This window comes from Brevundimonas sp. UBA6550, assembly GCF_002434505.1.
Taxonomy (GTDB): domain Bacteria; phylum Pseudomonadota; class Alphaproteobacteria; order Caulobacterales; family Caulobacteraceae; genus Brevundimonas.
Genome location: NZ_DJKE01000012.1, coordinates 47,263 through 66,676, shown reverse-complemented (window position 1 = coordinate 66,676; position 19,414 = coordinate 47,263). Strand labels below are relative to the sequence as shown.

General features: G+C 66.2%; 17 protein-coding genes. 12 read left to right on the top strand and 5 right to left on the bottom strand.

The features are described from left to right. Positions 1 to 12 precede the first annotated feature (12 nt). The 3 genes from B3Z70_RS13625 to B3Z70_RS13615 are packed head-to-tail and all read right to left on the bottom strand — an operon-like array spanning position 13 to position 3,516. Entirely contained in the window at positions 13 to 1,020 is a 1,008-nt protein-coding gene (locus tag B3Z70_RS13625) for a copper resistance protein B (RefSeq protein WP_292022395.1), read from the bottom strand. After that, positions 1,017 to 2,744, bottom strand: coding sequence for a copper resistance system multicopper oxidase (locus tag B3Z70_RS13620; RefSeq protein ID WP_292022397.1), 1,728 nt, complete (start codon positions 2,742 to 2,744; stop codon positions 1,017 to 1,019). The genes B3Z70_RS13625 and B3Z70_RS13620 overlap by 4 nt, the downstream gene beginning before the upstream one ends. 25 nt (positions 2,745 to 2,769) lie before the next feature. Beyond that, positions 2,770 to 3,516: a glutaredoxin gene (locus tag B3Z70_RS13615; RefSeq protein WP_292022399.1), complete on the bottom strand. Its 747-nt coding sequence runs from the start codon at positions 3,514 to 3,516 to the stop codon at positions 2,770 to 2,772. 70 nt (positions 3,517 to 3,586) lie between these two features. On the opposite strand from B3Z70_RS13615, the gene B3Z70_RS13610 reads away from it, so the two are divergent. Then, entirely contained in the window at positions 3,587 to 3,982 is a 396-nt protein-coding gene (locus B3Z70_RS13610; protein ID WP_292022401.1) for a MerR family DNA-binding protein, read from the top strand. Here B3Z70_RS13610 and B3Z70_RS13605 read toward each other — a convergent pair. Beyond that, positions 3,972 to 4,298: an energy transducer TonB family protein gene (locus tag B3Z70_RS13605; protein WP_292022404.1), complete on the bottom strand. Its 327-nt coding sequence runs from the start codon at positions 4,296 to 4,298 to the stop codon at positions 3,972 to 3,974. The genes B3Z70_RS13610 and B3Z70_RS13605 overlap by 11 nt on opposite strands. Before the next feature lie 99 nt (positions 4,299 to 4,397). Beyond that, the gene (locus B3Z70_RS13600) at positions 4,398 to 5,288 is read right to left on the bottom strand and encodes a LysR family transcriptional regulator (protein WP_292045770.1); all 891 of its coding nucleotides are present in this window, start codon (positions 5,286 to 5,288) and stop codon (positions 4,398 to 4,400) included. A 116-nt stretch (positions 5,289 to 5,404) separates the two neighbouring features. On the opposite strand from B3Z70_RS13600, the gene B3Z70_RS13595 reads away from it, so the two are divergent. From B3Z70_RS13595 to B3Z70_RS13545, 11 genes are all read left to right on the top strand, one after another. Next, positions 5,405 to 6,907, top strand: a complete 1,503-nt coding sequence (locus B3Z70_RS13595) for a CoA-acylating methylmalonate-semialdehyde dehydrogenase (RefSeq protein WP_292024613.1) — start codon at positions 5,405 to 5,407, stop codon at positions 6,905 to 6,907. Between the two features lie 121 nt (positions 6,908 to 7,028). Further along, positions 7,029 to 8,171, top strand: a complete 1,143-nt coding sequence (locus B3Z70_RS13590; protein ID WP_292024615.1) for an isobutyryl-CoA dehydrogenase — start codon at positions 7,029 to 7,031, stop codon at positions 8,169 to 8,171. Continuing rightward, on the top strand, positions 8,168 to 9,217 hold the full coding sequence (locus tag B3Z70_RS13585) for an enoyl-CoA hydratase/isomerase family protein (protein WP_292024617.1): 1,050 nt from the start codon (positions 8,168 to 8,170) through the stop codon (positions 9,215 to 9,217). The genes B3Z70_RS13590 and B3Z70_RS13585 overlap by 4 nt, the downstream gene beginning before the upstream one ends. 55 nt (positions 9,218 to 9,272) lie before the next feature. Then, entirely contained in the window at positions 9,273 to 10,175 is a 903-nt protein-coding gene (gene mmsB / locus B3Z70_RS13580; RefSeq protein WP_292024619.1) for a 3-hydroxyisobutyrate dehydrogenase, read from the top strand. Positions 10,176 to 10,545: 370 nt separating this feature from the next. Further along, the gene (locus B3Z70_RS13575; protein ID WP_292024621.1) at positions 10,546 to 11,619 is read left to right on the top strand and encodes a LacI family DNA-binding transcriptional regulator; all 1,074 of its coding nucleotides are present in this window, start codon (positions 10,546 to 10,548) and stop codon (positions 11,617 to 11,619) included. 50 nt (positions 11,620 to 11,669) lie between these two features. Continuing rightward, positions 11,670 to 14,084, top strand: a complete 2,415-nt coding sequence (locus tag B3Z70_RS13570) for a TonB-dependent receptor (protein WP_292045769.1) — start codon at positions 11,670 to 11,672, stop codon at positions 14,082 to 14,084. Positions 14,085 to 14,207: 123 nt separating this feature from the next. After that, on the top strand, positions 14,208 to 14,711 hold the full coding sequence (locus tag B3Z70_RS13565; RefSeq protein WP_292024626.1) for a hypothetical protein: 504 nt from the start codon (positions 14,208 to 14,210) through the stop codon (positions 14,709 to 14,711). Between the two features lie 75 nt (positions 14,712 to 14,786). Further along, on the top strand, positions 14,787 to 16,265 hold the full coding sequence (locus B3Z70_RS13560) for a glucoamylase family protein (RefSeq protein ID WP_292024628.1): 1,479 nt from the start codon (positions 14,787 to 14,789) through the stop codon (positions 16,263 to 16,265). Beyond that, entirely contained in the window at positions 16,262 to 17,545 is a 1,284-nt protein-coding gene (locus tag B3Z70_RS13555) for a sugar ABC transporter substrate-binding protein (RefSeq protein WP_292024631.1), read from the top strand. Before B3Z70_RS13560 ends, B3Z70_RS13555 begins: the two co-directional genes overlap by 4 nt. After that, complete coding sequence (locus tag B3Z70_RS13550; protein WP_292045768.1) at positions 17,542 to 18,486, top strand: carbohydrate ABC transporter permease; 945 nt, start codon at positions 17,542 to 17,544, stop codon at positions 18,484 to 18,486. The genes B3Z70_RS13555 and B3Z70_RS13550 overlap by 4 nt, the downstream gene beginning before the upstream one ends. Continuing rightward, positions 18,483 to 19,298: a carbohydrate ABC transporter permease gene (locus B3Z70_RS13545; protein WP_292024635.1), complete on the top strand. Its 816-nt coding sequence runs from the start codon at positions 18,483 to 18,485 to the stop codon at positions 19,296 to 19,298. Before B3Z70_RS13550 ends, B3Z70_RS13545 begins: the two co-directional genes overlap by 4 nt. The last annotated feature ends 116 nt before the right edge of the window (positions 19,299 to 19,414 follow it).

Genomic DNA, 19,414 nt, shown 5'->3' with positions numbered 1-19,414 from the left:
CCGACCGGCCGTTCAGAACCAGGCCTTCAGGCCCACGACGACCTGGGTCTTGTCCGGGTCGTCGCCCTGCGCCGCGATCAGGTCGGCGGTCGATCCCAGGGCGCGGGTCCATTCGACCCCGACGTAGGGGGCGAACTCGCGTGTGAACTCGTAGCGAAGACGCAGGCCCGCCTGGATCGACGACAGGCCCGAACCAAGATCCAGTTCCGGCGCGTCGCGGGCGGACACAGCGGCCTCGACGCGCGGCTGCAGGATCAGCCGCTGGGTGATGCGCTGGTCGTATTCGGCCTCGACCTTGGCGGTCAGGTCGCCCCTGGTGGACAGGAAGGCGGCGGCGTCGATCTCCCACCAATGGGGCGCCAGTCCCTGCAGGCCCAGGACGGCGTGGGTCGTATCCGGTCCATCGGGGCGAATATCCTGGCGCACGCCCGCCTGCAGGTTCCAGAAGGGCGAGATGGCGCGGCTGTAGAGGGCCTGGATTTCCGCCTCGTGCAGACGTCCGTGCAGGTCGCCTTCGCCCTCGGTCTTCCACCAGAAGCGATGAATGTCGCCGCCGGTCCAGCCCTGGGCGTCCCACAGATAGGCGTCGGGGCCGTCGCCAAAGCCGGCCTCAAGCCGGTCGATGACGACGCCGGTCGTGCGAACGTCGCCGTTCTCTGCGATCAGCAGGCGCCGCGAGGCGGCCATGGCCTGGGCGTCGAAGACGGTGTCGGCGGCATGGGCGGGGCTGGAGAGGGCTGCGGAGGGGGGCGGGGCGTTCGGCGCGGCCATGCTCATGCCGCTCATGTCGTGACCGGCGTGGGGATCGGCCGGCGCGCCCATTGCGCCCCTGTCATGGCCGGCGTGCGGGTCAGCCGTCTGAGCGTCCATCTTGCCCCCGTCGTGTCCAGCATGAGGATCGACGGTCGGGGCTGTGGCCGGCTGCGCCTGATGATGGCCGGCGTGGGAATCGACGGACTGGGCCTGGGCGGCGCCGGCGGCCAGCAGCAGGGGCGTCAGGGTCAGGAAAAGGCGGCTCATGCGGCGCCTCCGTCCAGCGGGCGCACGGTCACGACGTTGAACATGCCGGCGTGCATGTGCATCAGCAGGTGACAGTGGAAGGCCCAGTCGCCTGGCGCATCGGCGGTCAGATCGAAGGTGACCTTCGATCCCGGCGCGACATTGACCGTGTGCTTCAACGGCTGACGACCGGCCGGCCCGCCCGTGACCAGTTCGAAGAAATGGCCGTGCAGATGGATGGGGTGGGACATCATGGTGTCGTTGACCAGGGTCACGCGCACCCGCTCGTTGCGCTCGAACCGGATGGGCTCGACCAGTTCGGAGAATTTGCGCCCGTCGAAGCCCCACATGAACCGCTCCATATTTCCGGTCAGGTGGATTTCCAGGCTGCGCGACGGCGGGCGGCGATCCTTGTTGGGGTTAAGCGAGACCAGGTCGGTATAGACCAGCACCCGGTGCGGCGCGTCCTGAAGCCCCAGCGGCCGTTCGCCCAGCCGGTCGGCGGGGGCAGGCGAGATCATGTCCACGCCGACGCCCACCGCCATGCCCGGCGGCGCCTTGGACGGATCGCGCATGGACATGCCGCCATGATCCATCGATCCATGATCCATCGCGCCGTGGTCCATGCTGCCCATGCCCCCCATGCCCATGTCGCGCATGGTCAGGTTCGGAACAGGTCTCAGCGGCGGAATCTCGGCCGTCATGCCCAGGCGGGGCGCCAGGGTGGCGCGGCCCATGCCGGATCGGTCGATGGCCTCGGACACGATGGTGTAGGCCCGGTCCGCGGTCGGGCGAACCACGACGTCATAGGTTTCGGCCACCGAAATCTGGAACTCGTCGGTCTCGACCGGGCGCACGTTCTCGCCGTCGGCGTTGACCACGGTCATGGCCAGGCCGGGAATGCGGACGTTGAAGATCGACATGGCCGAGGCGTTGATGATGCGTAGGCGCACCCGCTCGCCGGGCCGGAACAGGCCGGTCCAGTTCTCCTCAGGCCCATGGCCGTTGACCAGATAGGTGTAGGTTGAGCCGTTGACGTCCAGGATATCGCGCGGGTCCATCCGCATCGCCCCCCACATCCGCCGCTCCTCGAGGCCCATCCGGTCCGACCCGTCGATCAGGCCGGCCAGGGTGGTGCGCTGGCGGTTGAAATAGCCGGGGCTCTTCTTCAGCCTGTCCAGGATCTGGTGCGGATGCAGGAAGCTCCAGTCCGACAGGACCAGCACATGCTCGCGGTCATAGGCCACTGGATCGGCGCCGGCCGGGTCGATGACCAGGGGGCCGTAATGGCCCATCGCCTCCTGGAGGTTGGAATGGCTGTGGTACCAATAGGTGCCAGACTGGATGACCGGAAACTCATAGACGAAGGTCTCGCCCGCCTTGATGCCGGGAAAGCTGACGCCCGGCACCCCGTCCATCTGGAAGGGCAGCAACAGGCCGTGCCAGTGGATGGAGGTGTCTTCGTCCAGGGTGTTGGTCACGGTCAGCCGCGCGTTCTGGCCTTCGCGCAGGCGGATCAGCGGCGCGGGCAGGGTTCCGTTGACGGTCACCGCATGGCCCGTGCGTCCGCCCACGGTGAACGGCGAATGGCCCACGGTCAGGTCGATGTTCGGACCCGTCAGGGTCGGCAAGCCGGGCGATCCGGTCCGGGCCCAGGCGGGCAGGGCGGCCTGCAACGCCATCAGGCCGCCGCCGGCCGCAGCGCCCCGCAACAGGCTGCGACGGTCGAGGGGGAAGTGGGTCATGCGTTCGTCCGTCCTCGGTCGCGCGTCAGACGGCCATGACCAGCATGGCGGTCGCCATTGCGATCATCATCAGGTTCTCGGTCAGGCTGACGAAGCCCAGCGGCACGTTGGACGCCCCGCCGACGCAGGCGCATTTCAGCTCGCGCTTGTCGACATAGACGGCCTTGAACACCGAGACGGCGCCCACGCCGCCGATGATCAGGGCGACCGGCGCCGACAGCCAGGTCAAGGCGCCGGCCAGCATCAGGACGCCCGCGCCCAGTTCCGCGAACGGATAGACATAGCCGTAGCCCGGCCATTTCTGCGCCAGAAGGTCGTAGTTCAGAAACATGGTCGAGAATTTCTCGACATCCTGCAGCTTCAGCATGGCCAGCAGGCACATGGCCGTCGCGATGAAGTCGGGCAGGATCGACGCGCTGGCCAGGGTCCCGAACCGCAGCCAGGCGATGGCGGCGGCGATCAGCAGGGCGACGGCGAATACGGCCAGTACGGGCGTATAGCTGGTCTGGCCCGACGCGGGGCCGCTTTGTCCGAAGAAGCGGCGCAGATCGTCATGCCCGCCGATGCGCCGTCCGTCGATGAAGGTCTGGGGCGTGGTCCTGACGTCGTGCTGGGCCTTGAAGGCGTCAGTCTCGGCGCGCGTCGTCAAGTGACGATCGTCGACCCAGTAACCCTTCCGCTTCAGCAACCACAGCGATTTCCGCCCATACGGGCAGACGTGGTCCGGCATGACCATTCGATACAGGGTGGCGGTCTTCTCGGGGTGCGGCATCGAAGATCCAGACGGGCTGACAACGGGCTGCACCCTCTGTAGGGTCTGTACCATGGTACGGAGTCAAGCGATGGCGATGACGATCGGCGGACTGGCCAAGGCTGGGGCGGTCGGGGTGGAGACGATCCGCTATTATCAGCGGCGCGGTCTGCTGGAGACCTCGGCCGGCGAGGGGACGACGCGGCGCTATGGCCCGGCCGATGCGGACCGGCTGCGTTTCATCCGCCAGGCCCAGACGGCGGGGTTCACCCTGGCGCAGATCGGCGAACTGCTGACGCTGGATTCGGGAACGGACCGAACCACGGTCCGGGCCATGGCGAAAACGCGCATCGCGGAGCTGGATCGTCAGATCGCGGACATGCAGGCGGCGCGGGCCGCGCTTCAGCGCCTGGCGTCGGACTGCGCGCGCAATGAGGAGGGGCCGTGCCCAATCCTGAAGGCGTTCGAGCGACCGCTTACGGCGTGAAGTCGATAGTGCGCTCGAACGGCGCATCGACCGCGCGACCCTGCTCGGTGATCGGGGTGACCTGCGCATCGTTCATCAGGGCCAAGGCCGCCTCGCCGAAACCGTAGCCGGGCTTGGTCTCTTCCAGAACCACGCAGTCGGTGACATGGCCGGACGCCAGGGCGGTGCAGCGAAGACGCACGCTGAAACGGTCCTGTGGCGCGACCGACGCCTTTTGCACCTGCGCCGGCCTGAAGTCGGCGCGCTCGCGCGGGAGGGCGTCGGCGGGGGCGCCGAGCAGGGTGGTCATCAGGGTCAGGCCTAGGATCAGGGTCATGGCGTGTCTCGCTTACGCCCTATTAAGATTTGACCGCGCCCGATGTTCCATCGCCCGATGAACTGTGTTCGGGTCGTGTCGTTCGCGGCACAGGCTGCGTCAGGCCACGGGCGTCGGAAAAGGCCGCAGACCGTCGCGACGCTCGGCGCACAGGGCTTTCAGCCAGGTTCGCACCGTGCGCAGCCGTGCGGTGTCGTGAACCTCGCGGTGGGTCGCCAGCCAGAACCGCCGCTCGATCAGGATTTCGGGCAGGACGCGGCGAAGACCCGTGGCCATGAAACAGGGCAGGACGCCGATGCCCCCGCCGGCGGCTATGATCTCTCGCTGCGCGCGGATCGAGGACGACGCCAGATGCGGCGTCAGGCCGGGCCGGATCTCGTCCAGATAGCGAAGCTCGGGCGCATAGATCAGGTCGTCGATATAGCCGACGATGTCGAAGCCGCTCAGGGCCTCGACCGTATCCGGCGCGCCATGGCGGGCCACATAGTCGGGCGCGGCGTATAGCGCCAGTTGATAAGGCGTCAGCGGCTCCACGATCAGCCGCGCCGCATCGGGCGCCGCCAGGGTGATGGCCATGTCAACCTCGCGTCGGCTGGGCGACAGGAAGCCGGCGTTGGCGGCCAGTTCGATCCGAAGCCCGGGACTGGCGCGCCGCAGGGCGGCCAGGGCAGGGGCCATCAGGGTGACGCCGAACCCTTCGGAGGCGCTGATGCGCACGACGCCGGCCAGGGTGTCGGGCTGGGTGACGCGCGCCACCGCCTCCATCGCGCCCTCGGCCTCCAACCCGATGTCCAGAAGCTGGGCGCCCGCCGCCGTCAGATGCAGGCCGGTGGTGGAGCGCACCACCAGTGTCGACTTCAGCGCGCTCTCCAGCCGGGCGACCCGGCGGCCCACGGTCGCGGCGTCCACGCCCAACCGCTGCGCCGCGCCGCCCAGCGACCCCGCGCGGGCGGCCGCGACGAAGATGCGCAGATCGTCCCAGTCGAACATCGTCCTTACTCATGCAAAAATGCAGATCGGTTCCTGCAACTTCGCATTATCGAGCGGGGCGAGGCGATGCTAGCAAGGGCGACACAAGAATAACGATCACGGGAGATCTGCAGGCCATGCGCGACATCCGCCATTTCATCGACGGCGCGGCCTTTGACGGCGCGTCCGGCCGTTTCGCCGACGTCTTCGATCCCAACACGGGCGAGGTTCAGGCCCGCGTGCAACTGGCCACGACCGGCGAGGTCGATCGCGCGGTTCAGGCGGCGCAGAACGCCTTCGACGGCTGGTCCTCGACCAATCCGCAGCGCCGCGCCCGCGTCATGTTCGAGTTCAAGCGCCTGGTCGAGGCGAACATGGACGAACTGGCCGAACTGCTGTCCAGCGAACACGGCAAGGTCATCGCCGACTCCAAGGGCGACATCCAGCGTGGTCTGGAGGTGATCGAGTTCGCCTGCGGCATCCCTCACGCCTTGAAGGGCGAATACACCTATGGCGCCGGGCCCGGCATCGACGTCTATTCGATGCGCCAGCCGCTGGGCGTGGTGGCGGGCATCACCCCGTTCAACTTCCCGGCCATGATCCCGATGTGGATGTTCGGCGTGGCCATCGCGGTGGGCAACACCTTCGTGCTGAAGCCGTCCGAGCGTGATCCGTCGGTGCCGGTGCGTCTGGCCGAACTGATGCTGGAGGCCGGGGCGCCCAATGGCGTGTTGAACGTGGTGCATGGCGACAAGACGGCGGTGGACGCCATCCTGACCCACCCGCTGGTCCACGCCGTCAGCTTCGTCGGCTCGTCCGACATCGCCCACTATGTCTATCAGACCGGCGCGGCCAACCATAAGCGCGTCCAGGCCATGGGCGGGGCCAAGAACCACGGCATCGTCCTGCCCGACGCCGACATGGATCAGGTCATCAAGGATCTGGCGGGCGCGGCCTATGGCTCGGCGGGCGAACGCTGCATGGCCCTGCCGGTCGTGGTGCCGGTCGGCAAGAAGACGGCGGACGAACTGCGCGAGCGGATGGTCGCCGAGATCCCGTCGATGCGGGTCGGCGTCTCGACCGATGCGGGCGCCCACTACGGCCCCGTCGTCACCGCCCAGCACCGTGATCGCATCGCCGGCTGGATCGAGAAGGGCGTCCAGGAAGGCGCCGAACTGGTCGTAGACGGCCGCGACTTCAGCCTGCAGGGACACGAGAAGGGCTATTTCATCGGCCCGTCGCTGTTCGACCATGTGAAGCCCGAGATGTCGTCCTATCAGGAGGAAATCTTCGGTCCCGTCCTGCAGATCGTCCGCGCCGAGACGTTCGAGGAGGCGCTGGCCCTGCCGTCGAACCACCAATACGGCAACGGCGTCGCCATCTTCACCCAGAACGGCCGCGCGGCGCGCGACTTCGCCGCCCGCGTCAATGTCGGCATGGTGGGGATCAATGTGCCGATCCCGGTGCCGGTCGCCTATCACACCTTCGGCGGCTGGAAGCGGTCGGCCTTCGGCGACATCAACCAGCACGGCATGGAGGGCGTCCGCTTCTGGACCAAGACCAAGACGGTCACCGCCCGCTGGCCGGACTCGGCGCTGGAGCATTCGGATTCGTCGTTCGTCATTCCGACGATGCGCTGATCCAAATACGATCCGTCACCCTCGCCCCTGTGGCGAGGGTCCAGACGCCCGGTGTTCGTGGCAGAGCCCAGACGTCTGAGTTTATGGATCCTGGGCGCAAGGCCCAAGATGACGAGTTGAGGTGGCTATGGATTTCGCCCTTACCGACGACCAACGCGCCATTCAGGACGCGGCGCGCGCCTTCGCCGACGCCGAGCTGGCCCCGCACTCGGCCCGCTGGGACGAGGATAAGCATTTCCCCGTCGATGTGATGAAACAGGCCGCCGAGATGGGCTTCTGCGGCATCTACACGGGCGAGGAACACGGCGGCATGGCCCTGGGACGGGTCGAGGCCGCCCTGATCTTCGAGGAGTTGTCGCGCGGTGACGTGGCGACGGCGGCCTTCATCTCGATCCACAATATGGCGACGTCCATGATCGACCGTTTCGGGTCGGACGATCTGCGGGGACGGTTCGTGCCCTCGCTGGTGACGATGGACAGTATCGCCTCCTATTGCCTGACCGAGCCGGGCTCGGGCTCCGACGCGGCGGCGCTGCGGACCACGGCGGTGCGGGACGGCGACCACTATGTGCTGAACGGCTCAAAGGCCTTCATCTCCGGCGCGGGCACATCGGACGTCTATGTCGTCATGGTCCGTACGGGCGGCGAGGGCCCGAAAGGCGTCAGCGCCATCGTGGTCGAGGCCGGGACGCCCGGCCTGTCGTTCGGCGCGCAGGAAAAGAAGATGGGCTGGAACGCCCAGCCGACCGCCATCGTCCAGTTCGACGACTGTCGCGTGCCGGTCGCCAATCTGCTGGGCGAAGAGGGGGCGGGCTTCCGCTACGCCATGGCCGGTCTGGACGGCGGGCGGCTGAACATCGCCGCCTGTTCGCTGGGCGGGGCGCGGCTGGCGCTGGAGACGGCGCAAGCCTACGTCGCCACGCGCAAACAGTTCGGCAAACCGCTGGCCGAGTTTCAGGCGCTGCAGTTCCGTCTGGCCGACATGGCGACGGATCTGGAGGCGGCGCGTCTGATGGTGCTGCGCGGCGCCTGGGCCATCGACAACGACCACCCGGAAAAGACCAAATGGTGCGCCATGGCCAAGCGGCTGGCCACCGACGCCTGTTTCCAGATCGCCGACGAGGCCCTGCAACTGCACGGCGGATATGGCTATCTGAAGGACTATCCGCTGGAACGGATCGTGCGCGACCTGCGGGTCCACCGCATCCTGGAAGGCACGAACGAGATCATGCGCGTGATCATCGCGCGGGAGATGGCCAAGTGAGCGACGCCGAGATCATCACACGCATCGAGAACGGCGTCGGCCGCATCACCCTGAACCGGCCCAGGGCGATCCACGCCCTGAACCGGGCGATGTGCGAAACGATGATCGCGACCCTGCTGAGCTGGCGCGACGACGCGGCCGTGCGCTCCGTGCTGGTCGATCATACGGGCGAGCGCGGGTTCTGCGCGGGCGGCGACATCCGCATGATCGCCGAAAGCGGCGCGGGCGACGGTGTGGATGCGCGGGCCTTCTTCAAGGCGGAATATCAGCTGAACGCCCTGATGTTCGGCTATCCCAAGCCGATCACCGCCATTGTGGACGGCATCGTCATGGGCGGCGGGGTCGGGATTTCCGAACCGGCGGATGTCCGCATCGCCACCGAACGCACCACCTACGCCATGCCGGAGACGGGCATCGGCCTGTATCCAGAGGTCGGGGGCGGCTGGTTCCTGCCGCGCCTGCCGGGCCAGACCGGCGTCTGGATCGGCCTGACCGGCGCGCGGCTGAAGGCGGCTGACACCGTGGCCCTGGGCATCCACACCCATTTCGTGCCGTCAGAGGGCGTCGAGGCGCTGAAGACCGACCTGCTGGCCGATCCCGCCGATCCGGCGTCGGTCGCCGCACGCCACGCGAAGGACGCGGGAGCGGCGCCGCTGGCTCCCCACCGCGAGGCCATCGACCGGCTGTTCGCCTTCGACACAGTGGAGGAGATTTTCGCGGCGCTCGAAGCCGACGGATCGGACTGGGCGACGGCGCAACGGGCGACGCTGAAGACCAAGTCGCCGACCTCGCTGAAGGTCACGCTGCGCCACATCCGCGAAGGGGCGAAAGCCGTGTCCTTCGACGACAACATGGCCGTCGAATATGCCGTCAGCGGCCGGATCGGCGCCACCCACGACTTCCAGGAAGGCGTGCGGGCCGTGATCGTGGACAAGGACAATGCGCCGAAATGGTCCCCGGCGGACCTGTCGGGCGTTACCGACGCGACGCTGGATGCGCTGTTCGCGCCCTTGGCCGACAACGAGAAATGGACGCCGCTGTCGTGAAAAGGCTGGGTCCCCGCTTTCGCGGGGATGAGCGGAAGAAAAAGGGAGAGAGACCATGACCAAGATCGCCTTCATCGGCCTGGGCAATATGGGCGGCGGCATGGCGGCCAATCAGGCCAAGGCGGGCCACGCGGTCGCCGCCTTCGACCTGTCGCCCAGCGCGCTGGAGCGGGCGGCGTCTCAGGGCTGCACCCCCGTCGGATCGGTTGCCGAGGCGGTCAAGGACGCCGAGGTGGTCATCACCATGCTGCCTGCCGGTCCACATGTGCGATCCGTCTATTCGGAACAGATCATAGGCGCGGCGCCGTCCACCGCCCTGCTGCTGGACTGTTCGACCATCGACGTCGAAACGGCGCGCAATGTCGCGAACCTCGCCGAGGACGCTGGCTACGCCTTCGCCGACGCCCCTGTGTCAGGCGGCACGGCGGCGGCGGATGCGGGGACCCTGGCCTTCATGGTCGGCTGCGACGAGGGCGATTTCGCGCGCGTCGAGGCGGCGCTGGAGCCGATGAGCCGCATCACCATTCGCGCCGGCGATCATGGCGCGGGGCAGGCGGCCAAGATCTGCAACAACATGCTGCTGGGCATCTCCATGCTGGGCACGTGCGAAGCCATCGCCCTGGCCGAAAAACTGGGCCTGGACCCGGAGCGCTTCTTCGAGATCGCGTCCAAGTCGTCGGGCCAGTGCTGGAGCGTGACCAGCTATTATCCCTGGCCCGGTCCGGTGCCGACCGCCCCCTCCAACCGCGACTATCAGGGCGGGTTCGCCACGGCCATGATGCTGAAGGACCTGAAACTGGCCCAGGATGCGGCGGCCAAATCCGGCGCCACCACGCCGCTGGGCGCCCAGGCCGAGGCGCTCTACGCCCTGTTCGAGGGCATCGGGCACGGGGGGCGCGACTTCTCGGCCATGTTGCAGATGCTGAGAGGGCGACTGGCGGACCTGGACGCCGCCTGAAGACCCTTCGATTCGGTTGCAAACCGCAAGTCGAGAGGCCCGCAACGCCGCCGCGTCGCGGGCCTTTTGCGTTTCAGGGCGGGCGAGGCATCGACGCGGCTCGACATCGGATGACGATCAGTCGTGATCCGCCACGGGTGGATACGATTAGTCGATGAAAATGAAGGATATTTTCAAGCGGCGCGTTTTGGTCGGACGTGTCGTCGATAGCGCCGACAAAGCCACACGCGCCGAAAATTGACGGAAATGCGACCTTCCAACGCTTGCGGCGGTCATTACTCCTGTGTCATGTAACCGCTTACATTCTATATCGACGGAACTTCGATAAGAAGCCGGCACGATGGGAATCCAGGGAGACGATCGATTGGACATGGCCGCACCGACCGCCGCGTCGACCGCCGGGCAGGAGGATTCGCCTTTCGCCAAGGCCGCCACCATGCGCGACGTGGCCGAACGCGCCCAGGTGTCGGTGGCGTCCGTCTCCCGCGTGCTGAACGGCCTGGGCGTGACATCGGACGCGACCCGCCAGCGCGTGCTCGATGCGGTGGAGCATCTGCGCTACGTCCCGCACTTCGGCGCCCGCAGCCTGTCGACCAGCAAGAACGACACCATCGGCGTCATCCTGCCCGACCTGTTCGGCGAGTTCTTCTCGGAGCTGATCCGCGGCATGGACCTGGCCGCGCGGGCGCACGGCAAGCATCTGATCGTCTCCAGCTCGCATGACGGCGCCGAGGACACCCTGGCGGCCGTCCGCTCCATGCGCGGCCGCGTGGACGGGATGATCGTCCTGTCGCCCCACGTCGGCGCCGCCAATCTGGCCAATGAGTTCGCCGGGCGGATGCCGGTCCTGCTGATGAACGCCGGCACGGCCGAGGCCGGGCGCGCCTCCATCGTCATCGACAACCACGGCGGCGCGGTCGCGGCGGTCCAGCATCTGCGCGCCACCGGCCGGCGCCGCATCGCTCACATTCGCGGCGCCGCCGCCAACGTCGAGGCCGACACCCGCGCCGCCGGCTATGTCTCGGCCCTGGACGACCAGGCGCCGATCATCGTGGAGGGCGACTTCTCCCAGGCGTCGGGCCACCGCGCCGCGACGCAGCTTCTGACCATGCCCCAGCGGCCCGACGCCGTCTTCGCCGCCAACGACATGATGGCGGTCGGCGCCCTTCTGGCCTTTCAGGAAGCCGGCGTGCGCTGTCCCGAAGACATCGCCGTCGTCGGCTTCGACGACGTGCCCATCGCCGCCCTGATGCGGCCCGCGCTGACCACCATGCGCGTCAACATCGCCGAGATCGGCCGCCGGGGCGTCGAACGCCTGATCGGCCTGGTCCACGCCGGTCAGACCGGCGAGGCCGCCGACACCAACTGCGAAATCGTCCGACCGATCCTGGTCGAACGCCAATCCACCGCGGCGGTCCCGACCGCCAGGTTCAACAAGGGGTGAGGGACGTCATGCCGACGCCAACCGATCCCAAAGGAAGGGGAGAACTCAGGATGAACCAGTTCAACACACGCAACCTGGCCCTGGCCGCCGCCTCGGCCCTGGCCTTGAGCATGGCCGTCGCGGGAGGGGCCTCGGCTCAGAACGCGACCACCACGCTTCGGGGCTCCGTCTATGATGGCCAGACCGCCGAGGCGGGCGCCACCGTTGTCGCGACCGAGGTGTCGACCGGCTATGCGACCCGTTCGCGCGTCGGCGCCGACGGGCGTTATGTCCTGTCGGGCCTGCGTCCCGGCACCTACCGCGTCCAGGTCACCAGCGCTGACGGTCAGACGGCGGAGCAGACCGTCACCCTGTCGTTGGGCCAAGTCGGAACGCTGAACCTGGACGTCGCCGCCGCTGCGACCGGCCAGGCCACGGCCGGCGCGACTGAGCTGGGCGACATCGTCGTCACCGGCCGACGCGTGTTCGAAGTCCGTACGCCGGAAGTCGCCACCAATGTGACGCAGCAGCAGATCAACAACCTGCCGCAGATCAGCCGCAACTTCCTCAACTTCGCCGCCTTGGCTCCGGGCCTGCGCGTGACCGAAGACGACACCGAGCGGACGATTTCCGCCGGCGGTCAGACCGCCCAGGCGATCAACGTCTTCATCGACGGCCAGAACCGCAAGTCGCTGATCAACGACGGTGGCGTGGCCGGTCAGGACGACAGCCGCGGCACCCCCTTCCCGCAGGGCGCGGTGCAGGAGTTCCGCGTTATCAGCCAGAACTTCAAGGCCGAGTATGAGCAGGCTGGTTCGGCCATCATCACCGCCGTGACGCGGTCGGGCACCAACGAGTTCCACGGCGACGCCTTCGTCTTCTACCAGGATCCCGACTGGGTGGCGCAGGACGAGATCTCTCGTCGTCGCGGCGCCGAAAAGGCCCCCGTGCGTCGTTTGCAGTACGGCGCCAGCCTGGGCGGACCGATCATTCAGGATCGCCTGCACTTCTTCGGCGCCTATGAGCGCAAGGACGAGGATCGCATCGCCCAGTCCTTCCTGAACCGCACGGAATACAACGACTTCTTCGCCGCCGACCTGGGCACGGTGTCCACGCCGTATGAGCAGGACGTCTTCTTCGGCAAGCTGTCGTGGCAGATCGACGACCGTCAGCGGCTGGAACTCAGCACGGAATACAAGACGGAAGAGGACATCCGCGGCGCCAGCGGCCAGAACGCCCCCAGCCGCGCCGCCCGCAACAATGGCGAGACCCAGGCCTTCAACCTGCGTCATCAGTTCCAGGGCCAGCATTTCCTGAACGAGTTCTCGATCGACTATCTGAAGTCGAGCTACGAGCAGTCGGTTATTAATGGCGGTGACTATGGTCGTCAGTATGTGATCTTCAACGACAACTCGACAGGACCGACCGGCCAGCCCGGCTTCCAGTACAACGTCAACAACAGAAACTCGACCGTCTTCACCGCTGGGGGGCGTGCCGACGCCCAGTTCCTGCAGCAGAAAAGCACGACGATACGCAACGACCTGACCATTCCAGACCTGGCCTGGATGGGAACGCACACCATCAAGATGGGTGCGAAATATTCGATGCAGAACTATTTTGTGCAGAAGGATTTCGGTCGCAATCCGACTTTCACATACGACGTCGATGCACGACCAGAAATCAACGGTAGCCGTGAAATCCCCGTCGCCGTGGATTTGGGCGTGGCTGTGCCTCCAGCGGATGTCGATAACAATGTCATCGGGCTCTATATTCAGGACGATTGGCAGATCACGGACAAGCTCGAACTCAACCTCGGCATTCGCTGGGACTATGAGGACAATGCGGTCAACAACGATTACCGCACGCCGGATTCCATCCGCAACATGCTGTCGGCGATCCAGAATCTTCCGGGTTACGACTTCCCTTCTTACTTTAACCCATCGGACTACATATCGAACGGTGATCGCAAGGCGTTCAAGGGCGCGTTCCAGCCGCGCTTCGGGTTCTCGTACGATGTGTTCGGTGACGAACAGACCGTAATCTTCGGCGGGGCGGGTCGATACTATGACCGCATCGGCGTCAACTTCGCCTTCGACGAACGTTTCAAGCCGTTCCAGTTCAACAAAACCATCTATTTCACGCGAAACGGGACGCCGATCCAGACAGGCACAGATGGTTCCGGCAACCCGACATTCACCAACACTGTGGCTTGGAACACATCCTATCTGACACCTGCTGGCCTCGATCCGTTGCTGGCGGCCAGCCCCGGTTCAGGCGAAATCTTCCTGGTCAAGAATGACTTCGAGCCCCCGCGCACGGATCAGTTCAACCTCGGCATCCGTCAGAAGTTTGGTCGCTGGCAGACCGCGCTGACGCTGGCCGCTGGCCATACGGAGGGTGAATCGGCGTGGTATATCGCCAATGCGCTCACCGAGGCGGGCGGGCGCTTCAACGGGCCGACCCCAGGTTCGGTCGGTTTCTCGTAGTTCCGCAACCTGATCTTCTTCCAGAACACGGACAAGGAACGCGATTACAAGGCGATCTATCTAACTGCGGACAAGCCGTATAACGCCGAGGATCGTTGGGGCTTCAACGTCGCCTACACCTATATGGACGCGACGCAGAACGGCAGCCGCGACAATGGCTACGGCGCCTTTGATTTCGACTACAACACCCCGGGTCAGTCGCCCAAGTATCGGTCTTCCACGGACGAGCGTCACCGCATCGTGGCGTCCGGCACCCTGGGTCTGCCCGCCGACTTCCTGCTGTCGGGCATCGTCACCCTGGGTTCGGGGCTGCCGTACAATATCAACGATTGCCCGAGCGCGCCGACCGGCGGTCCAAACATCTGCTGGAATGCCGGTAATCCCGAGAAGCGTGCCTTCTTCCCTGGCTTCAACTTCGCTTACCGCCAAGTCGATCTGCGTCTGACCAAGGGCTTCGATGTCTTTGGCGGACAGCGGGTAGAGTTCATCGCCGACGCGATCAACATCTTCAACTTCACCAACTACAAGTCGTTCGATACCGGCTTCAACAACGCGCGCTACGGCGCTGGAACCGAAGTCTATCTGCCGACCCGCAGCTTCCAGGTCGGCCTGCGTTACTCCTTCTAAATCCTGAGCCTGGGCCGTCTTTCGCTTGTCGAAAGGCGGCCTTTCTTTTTCGATACAGACCCAGTGAGCGTGCCCATGAATCGTCGAAACTTCCTGATGCAGACCACTACAGGCGCTGCGGCTCTGGCCGTTGGATTTCCGGTGATGGCGGCGGCGCAGCAGGCGGGGGCGGCGAGGGCGATGACGGGGGCGGTCAATGGGACGCAACGGCGGCCGGTGCGGCTGGATCAGGAGATCGAGGAGCTTCAGGAGCGGACCTTCCGCTGGTTCGAGAAGGTCACTGATCGGCGGACCGGCCTGACGCCGGATCGCTGGCCGACGCCGTCCTTCTGTTCTGTGGCTGCGGTCGGGTTCGCCCTGACCTGCTGGCCGGTGGGCGTCGAGCGCGGCTGGATGAGCCGGGCGGAGGCGCGTGAGCGGACCCTGACCACCCTGCGCCTCTTCCACGATCTGCCGCAGGGGGCGGAGGCGACCGGCACGGCGGGGCACAAGGGGTTCTTCTATCATTTCCTGGACATGGAGACCGGGCTGCGGTTCGCGCAGAACGAACTGTCCACCGTCGATACGGCTCTGCTGATCGGCGGCATGTTGTTCGCCGCCCGCTATTTCGACGGCCGTCATGCCGACGAGGCGGAAATCCGTGAGAAGGCGCAAGCCATCTATGAGCGGATCGAATGGCCGTGGGCCGTGATCCGCGACAACCGCATCACCATGGGCTGGCACCCCGAGAGCGGCTTCATCCCCTCGGACTGGCATGTCTATAACGAGGGGATGCTGGTGCTGCTGCTGGCCATCGGCAGCCCGACCCATCCGGTGTCGGTCAATGTCTGGCACGAATGGGCCGCCAGCTATGACGAGAGCTGGACCGACCGCTGGGGCAGCTGGCACCTGAACTTCGCCCCCATCTTCGGGCATCAGTACAGCCATATGTTCATCGATTTCCGCGGCATTCAGGACGCCTGGATGCGGGGGCAGTCGGCCCAGTTGGGCGAACAGCTGGACTATTTCGAGAACAGCCGCCGCGCCGTCTATGCGCAACAGAAATACGCCCATGACAATCCGGGCGGCTGGGCGGGCTATTCGTCCGAGGTCTGGGGCCTGACGGCCTGCGACGGCCCGGGCGATTTCAAACAGGTCATCGACGGCAAGGAACGCGAGTTCTTCAGCTATTCCGCGCGCGGGCCGGGCGAGCGTGACGACGGCACCATCGCGCCGACGGCGGCGGCCAGCTCCATCGCCTTTGCGCCCGAGATCGTCGTGCCCTGCGTCAAGGCGATGAAGCGGACATACGGGTCGGGCATCTATACCGAGTGGGGCTTCCTTGACAGTTTCAACCCGACCCTGACGGTGCGCGACGGGCCGCTGCAGCACGGAAAGATCGTGGACGGCGTGGGCTGGGTGGACGGCGACCATCTGGGCATCGACCAGGGGCCGATCGTCATCATGACCGAGAACCACAGGTCCGAGTTCGTCTGGCGCTATATGCGCGGCGAGCCCAATATCCGCCGCGCGCTCGACATCGCGGGCTTCACCGGCGGCTGGATGAACGGATGAGTTCGACGGCGCCCAGGCCCCATCTTGATAGACGTGGCGCGCTGGCCCTGATGGCGGGAGGGGCGGCTGCGGCCTGCACCCCGCGCCGTGACGGCGAGACCGTGCTGCGCTTCTGGGCCATGGGCAATGAGGGCGGGACGGTGGGCCAGTTGATGCCCGAGTTCGAGCGGCGCAATCCCGGCGTCCGGGTCTCGGTCCAGCCCCTGCCGTGGACGGCGGCGCATGAAAAGCTGCTGACCGCCTACGCCGGCGCCTCGCTGCCTGACGTCAGCCAGATCGGCAATACCTGGGTGGCGGAACTGACGGCCATCGGCGCGTTGTCGCCCACCCCGCGCGAGGCGGCGAACCTGCTGACCGACCAGTTCCCGGCTGTGCTGGAGACGAACGAGATCGCCGGCCAGGCCATGACGACGCCCTGGTATGTCGACACGCGGCTGCTGTTCTATCGCAAGGATCTGCTGGAGCGGGCCGGCTTCGGGGCGCCGCCCGAGGACTGGGCCGAATGGAAAAGGGCCATGCATGCGATCAAGCGCGTGGCGGGCGGGGGCGACTACGCCATCTTGCTGCCGCTCAACGAGTTCGAGCAGCTTCTGACCTTCGGGCTTCAGATCGATGAGCCGCTGCTGAGGGATCGTGATACGCGGGGCAACTTCTCCAGCGCCGGCTTCGTCGCGGCCTTGGCCTTCTATCGCAGTCTGTTCGCGGAAGGGTTGGCGCCGCTGGCCTCGTCGACGCAGATCTCCAACGTCTGGACCGAGTTCGCCAAGGGCTATTTCAGCTTCTACTTCTCCGGTCCTTGGAGCGTGGGCGATTTCCGCAGCAAGCTGCCCGCCTCGTTCCAGCCGAACTGGGCCACGGCCGGCGTGCCGGGCCCGAACGGCCTGGGAGCGTCGGCGCCGGGCGGCTCCAGCCTGGCGGTATTCAGATCCTCGCCGCACCAGGATGCGGCCTGGGCCCTGGTCCGCTATCTGTCCGAACCGGCGGTCCAGGCCCGGTTCAACACCATCGTCGGCGACCTGCCGGCGCGCCAGAGCGCCTGGGACATCGCGGGCGTCGAACGCGACCCGATGCTGGCGCCCTTCCGGGGCCAGCTGGCGCGCGCCAAGGCGGTGCCCAAGGTGCCGGAGTGGGAGCGGATCGTGACGGAGATGCAGATCGTCGCCGAACGGATGGTGCGGGGCGAGTACACACCTGAGACCGCCGCCTCCGAGATCGACCGCCGCGCCGACCGGCTGCTGGAGAAGCGCCGCTGGATGATGGAACAGGGCAGGGCCGTATGACCGTCATCGATCCCACTCTGGCGAAGGCCGGAGCGAAGGTGAAACCGTCGCGCGGACGCGGCGCGCGCGAACGGGCGGCCTGGGCCTTCGTTGGCCCGGCCCTGCTCGCTATCGGCCTGTTCTTCGCCATTCCGGTGATCGCGGCCCTGCTGCTCAGCCTGACCGACTTCGACATCTACGCCCTGGCGAACCTGGACAATCTGCGTTTCGTCGGCTTGCAGAACTATGAGCGGCTACTGACCAATCCGCTGTTCTGGGGGGCGATGAAGAATACGCTCACCTTCGCGGTCCTCGGCGTGCCCCTGTCCATCGCCGCATCTCTGGCGGCGGCGGTGATTTTGAACGCGCGGGTGGTGAAATGGCGGCCGATCTGGCGGGTTATGTTCTTTGCGCCCTATGTCACGACGCTGGTCGCGACGGCGGTGGTCTGGCGCTATCTGCTGCACACCCGCTACGGCGTCATCAACTGGGGTCTGCAGAGCATCGGCCTGCCTGCCGTGGATTGGCTGGGCGACCCCTCGACCTCGATTCCCGCCATCCTGATGTTCGTGGTCTGGAAGATCTTCGGCTACAATATGCTGATCTTCCTGGCGGTGCTTCAGACCGTGCCGGACGACCTGTACGAGGCTGCTCGCATCGACGGCGCCGGGCCCTGGAAGCAGTTCCGCCATGTCACCCTGCCGGCCATCGCGCCGACCATGCTGCTGGTCTCGATCATCTCGGTCGCCAGCTTCTTCCAACTGTTCGCCGAACCCTATGTGATGACCCAAGGCGGCCCGGCCCAGAGCACGGTGACGGTGCTCTACTTCATGTACGAAGAGGGCTTCAAATGGTGGAACCTGGGGTCGGCCAGCGCCGTCGCCTTCGTGCTGTTCCTATGTATCCTGGCCATCACCCTGGTTCAGTTGGCCGTGGCCAAGCGGGTGGGGGCGTATCAGTGAAAATCCGCGCGATCCTGCTCAATCTGGCCGTGGGCCTCATCGCCTTGGTCGTGCTGTTCCCGCTGGTCTGGATGGTGTCGGTCAGCTTCATGGCGACGGGCGAGGCGGCCGTCTTCCCGCCGCCGTTGCTGCCGTCGCATTGGACGCTGGAGCATTACCGCGACCTGTTCCTGAACCAGGGGATGGGTCGGTATCTGTGGAACAGCTTCGCGCTTGCGACCCTGGCGACCATCCTGGCGCTCGGCTTCACCGTCCCGGCCGGTTACGCCTTCGCCAAGCTGAAGTTCACCGGGCGCGAGCGGCTGTTTCAATTCCTGGTCGCCGCCCTGGTGGTGCCGGCCCAGATCGGCACCCTGCCGCTGTTTTTGATGCTGAAGTCGATGGGGCTGGTGAACACCTACGCCGGGGCGCTGGTGCCGTGGCTGGCGTCGATCTTCGGCCTGTTCCTGGTGCGCCAGTATGCGCTGAGCATTCCCGACGAGATGCTGGAAGCCGCCCGCATCGACGGCGCCAGCGAGGGCCAGATCTTCCGCCGCGTGGTCCTGCCGACGCTACAGCCGATCATCGTGACCCTGGGTCTGTTCGTCTTCCTGGGCAGCTGGAACGACTTCCTGTGGCCCCTGATCATCCTGACGGACCAGTCGAACTACACCCTGCCGGTCGCCTTGGCCTCATTGTCGCGCGAGCACGTGCAGGACATCGAACTGATGATGGCCGGGGCCGTCGTGACCGTCGCACCCGTGCTGATCCTCTTCCTCGCCCTGCAACGCTACTACATCCGCGGCATGCTCGCGGGCAGCGTGAAGGGGTGATCTTCGAAGCTGTCTCGCTTCCCTAATATCGTCATCCTCGCCCCTGTGGCGAGGATCCAGACTCCCGGTGGCGGACGTGCGTCCCCGGTTTTGACTGAGTCTCTGGATCCTAGGCA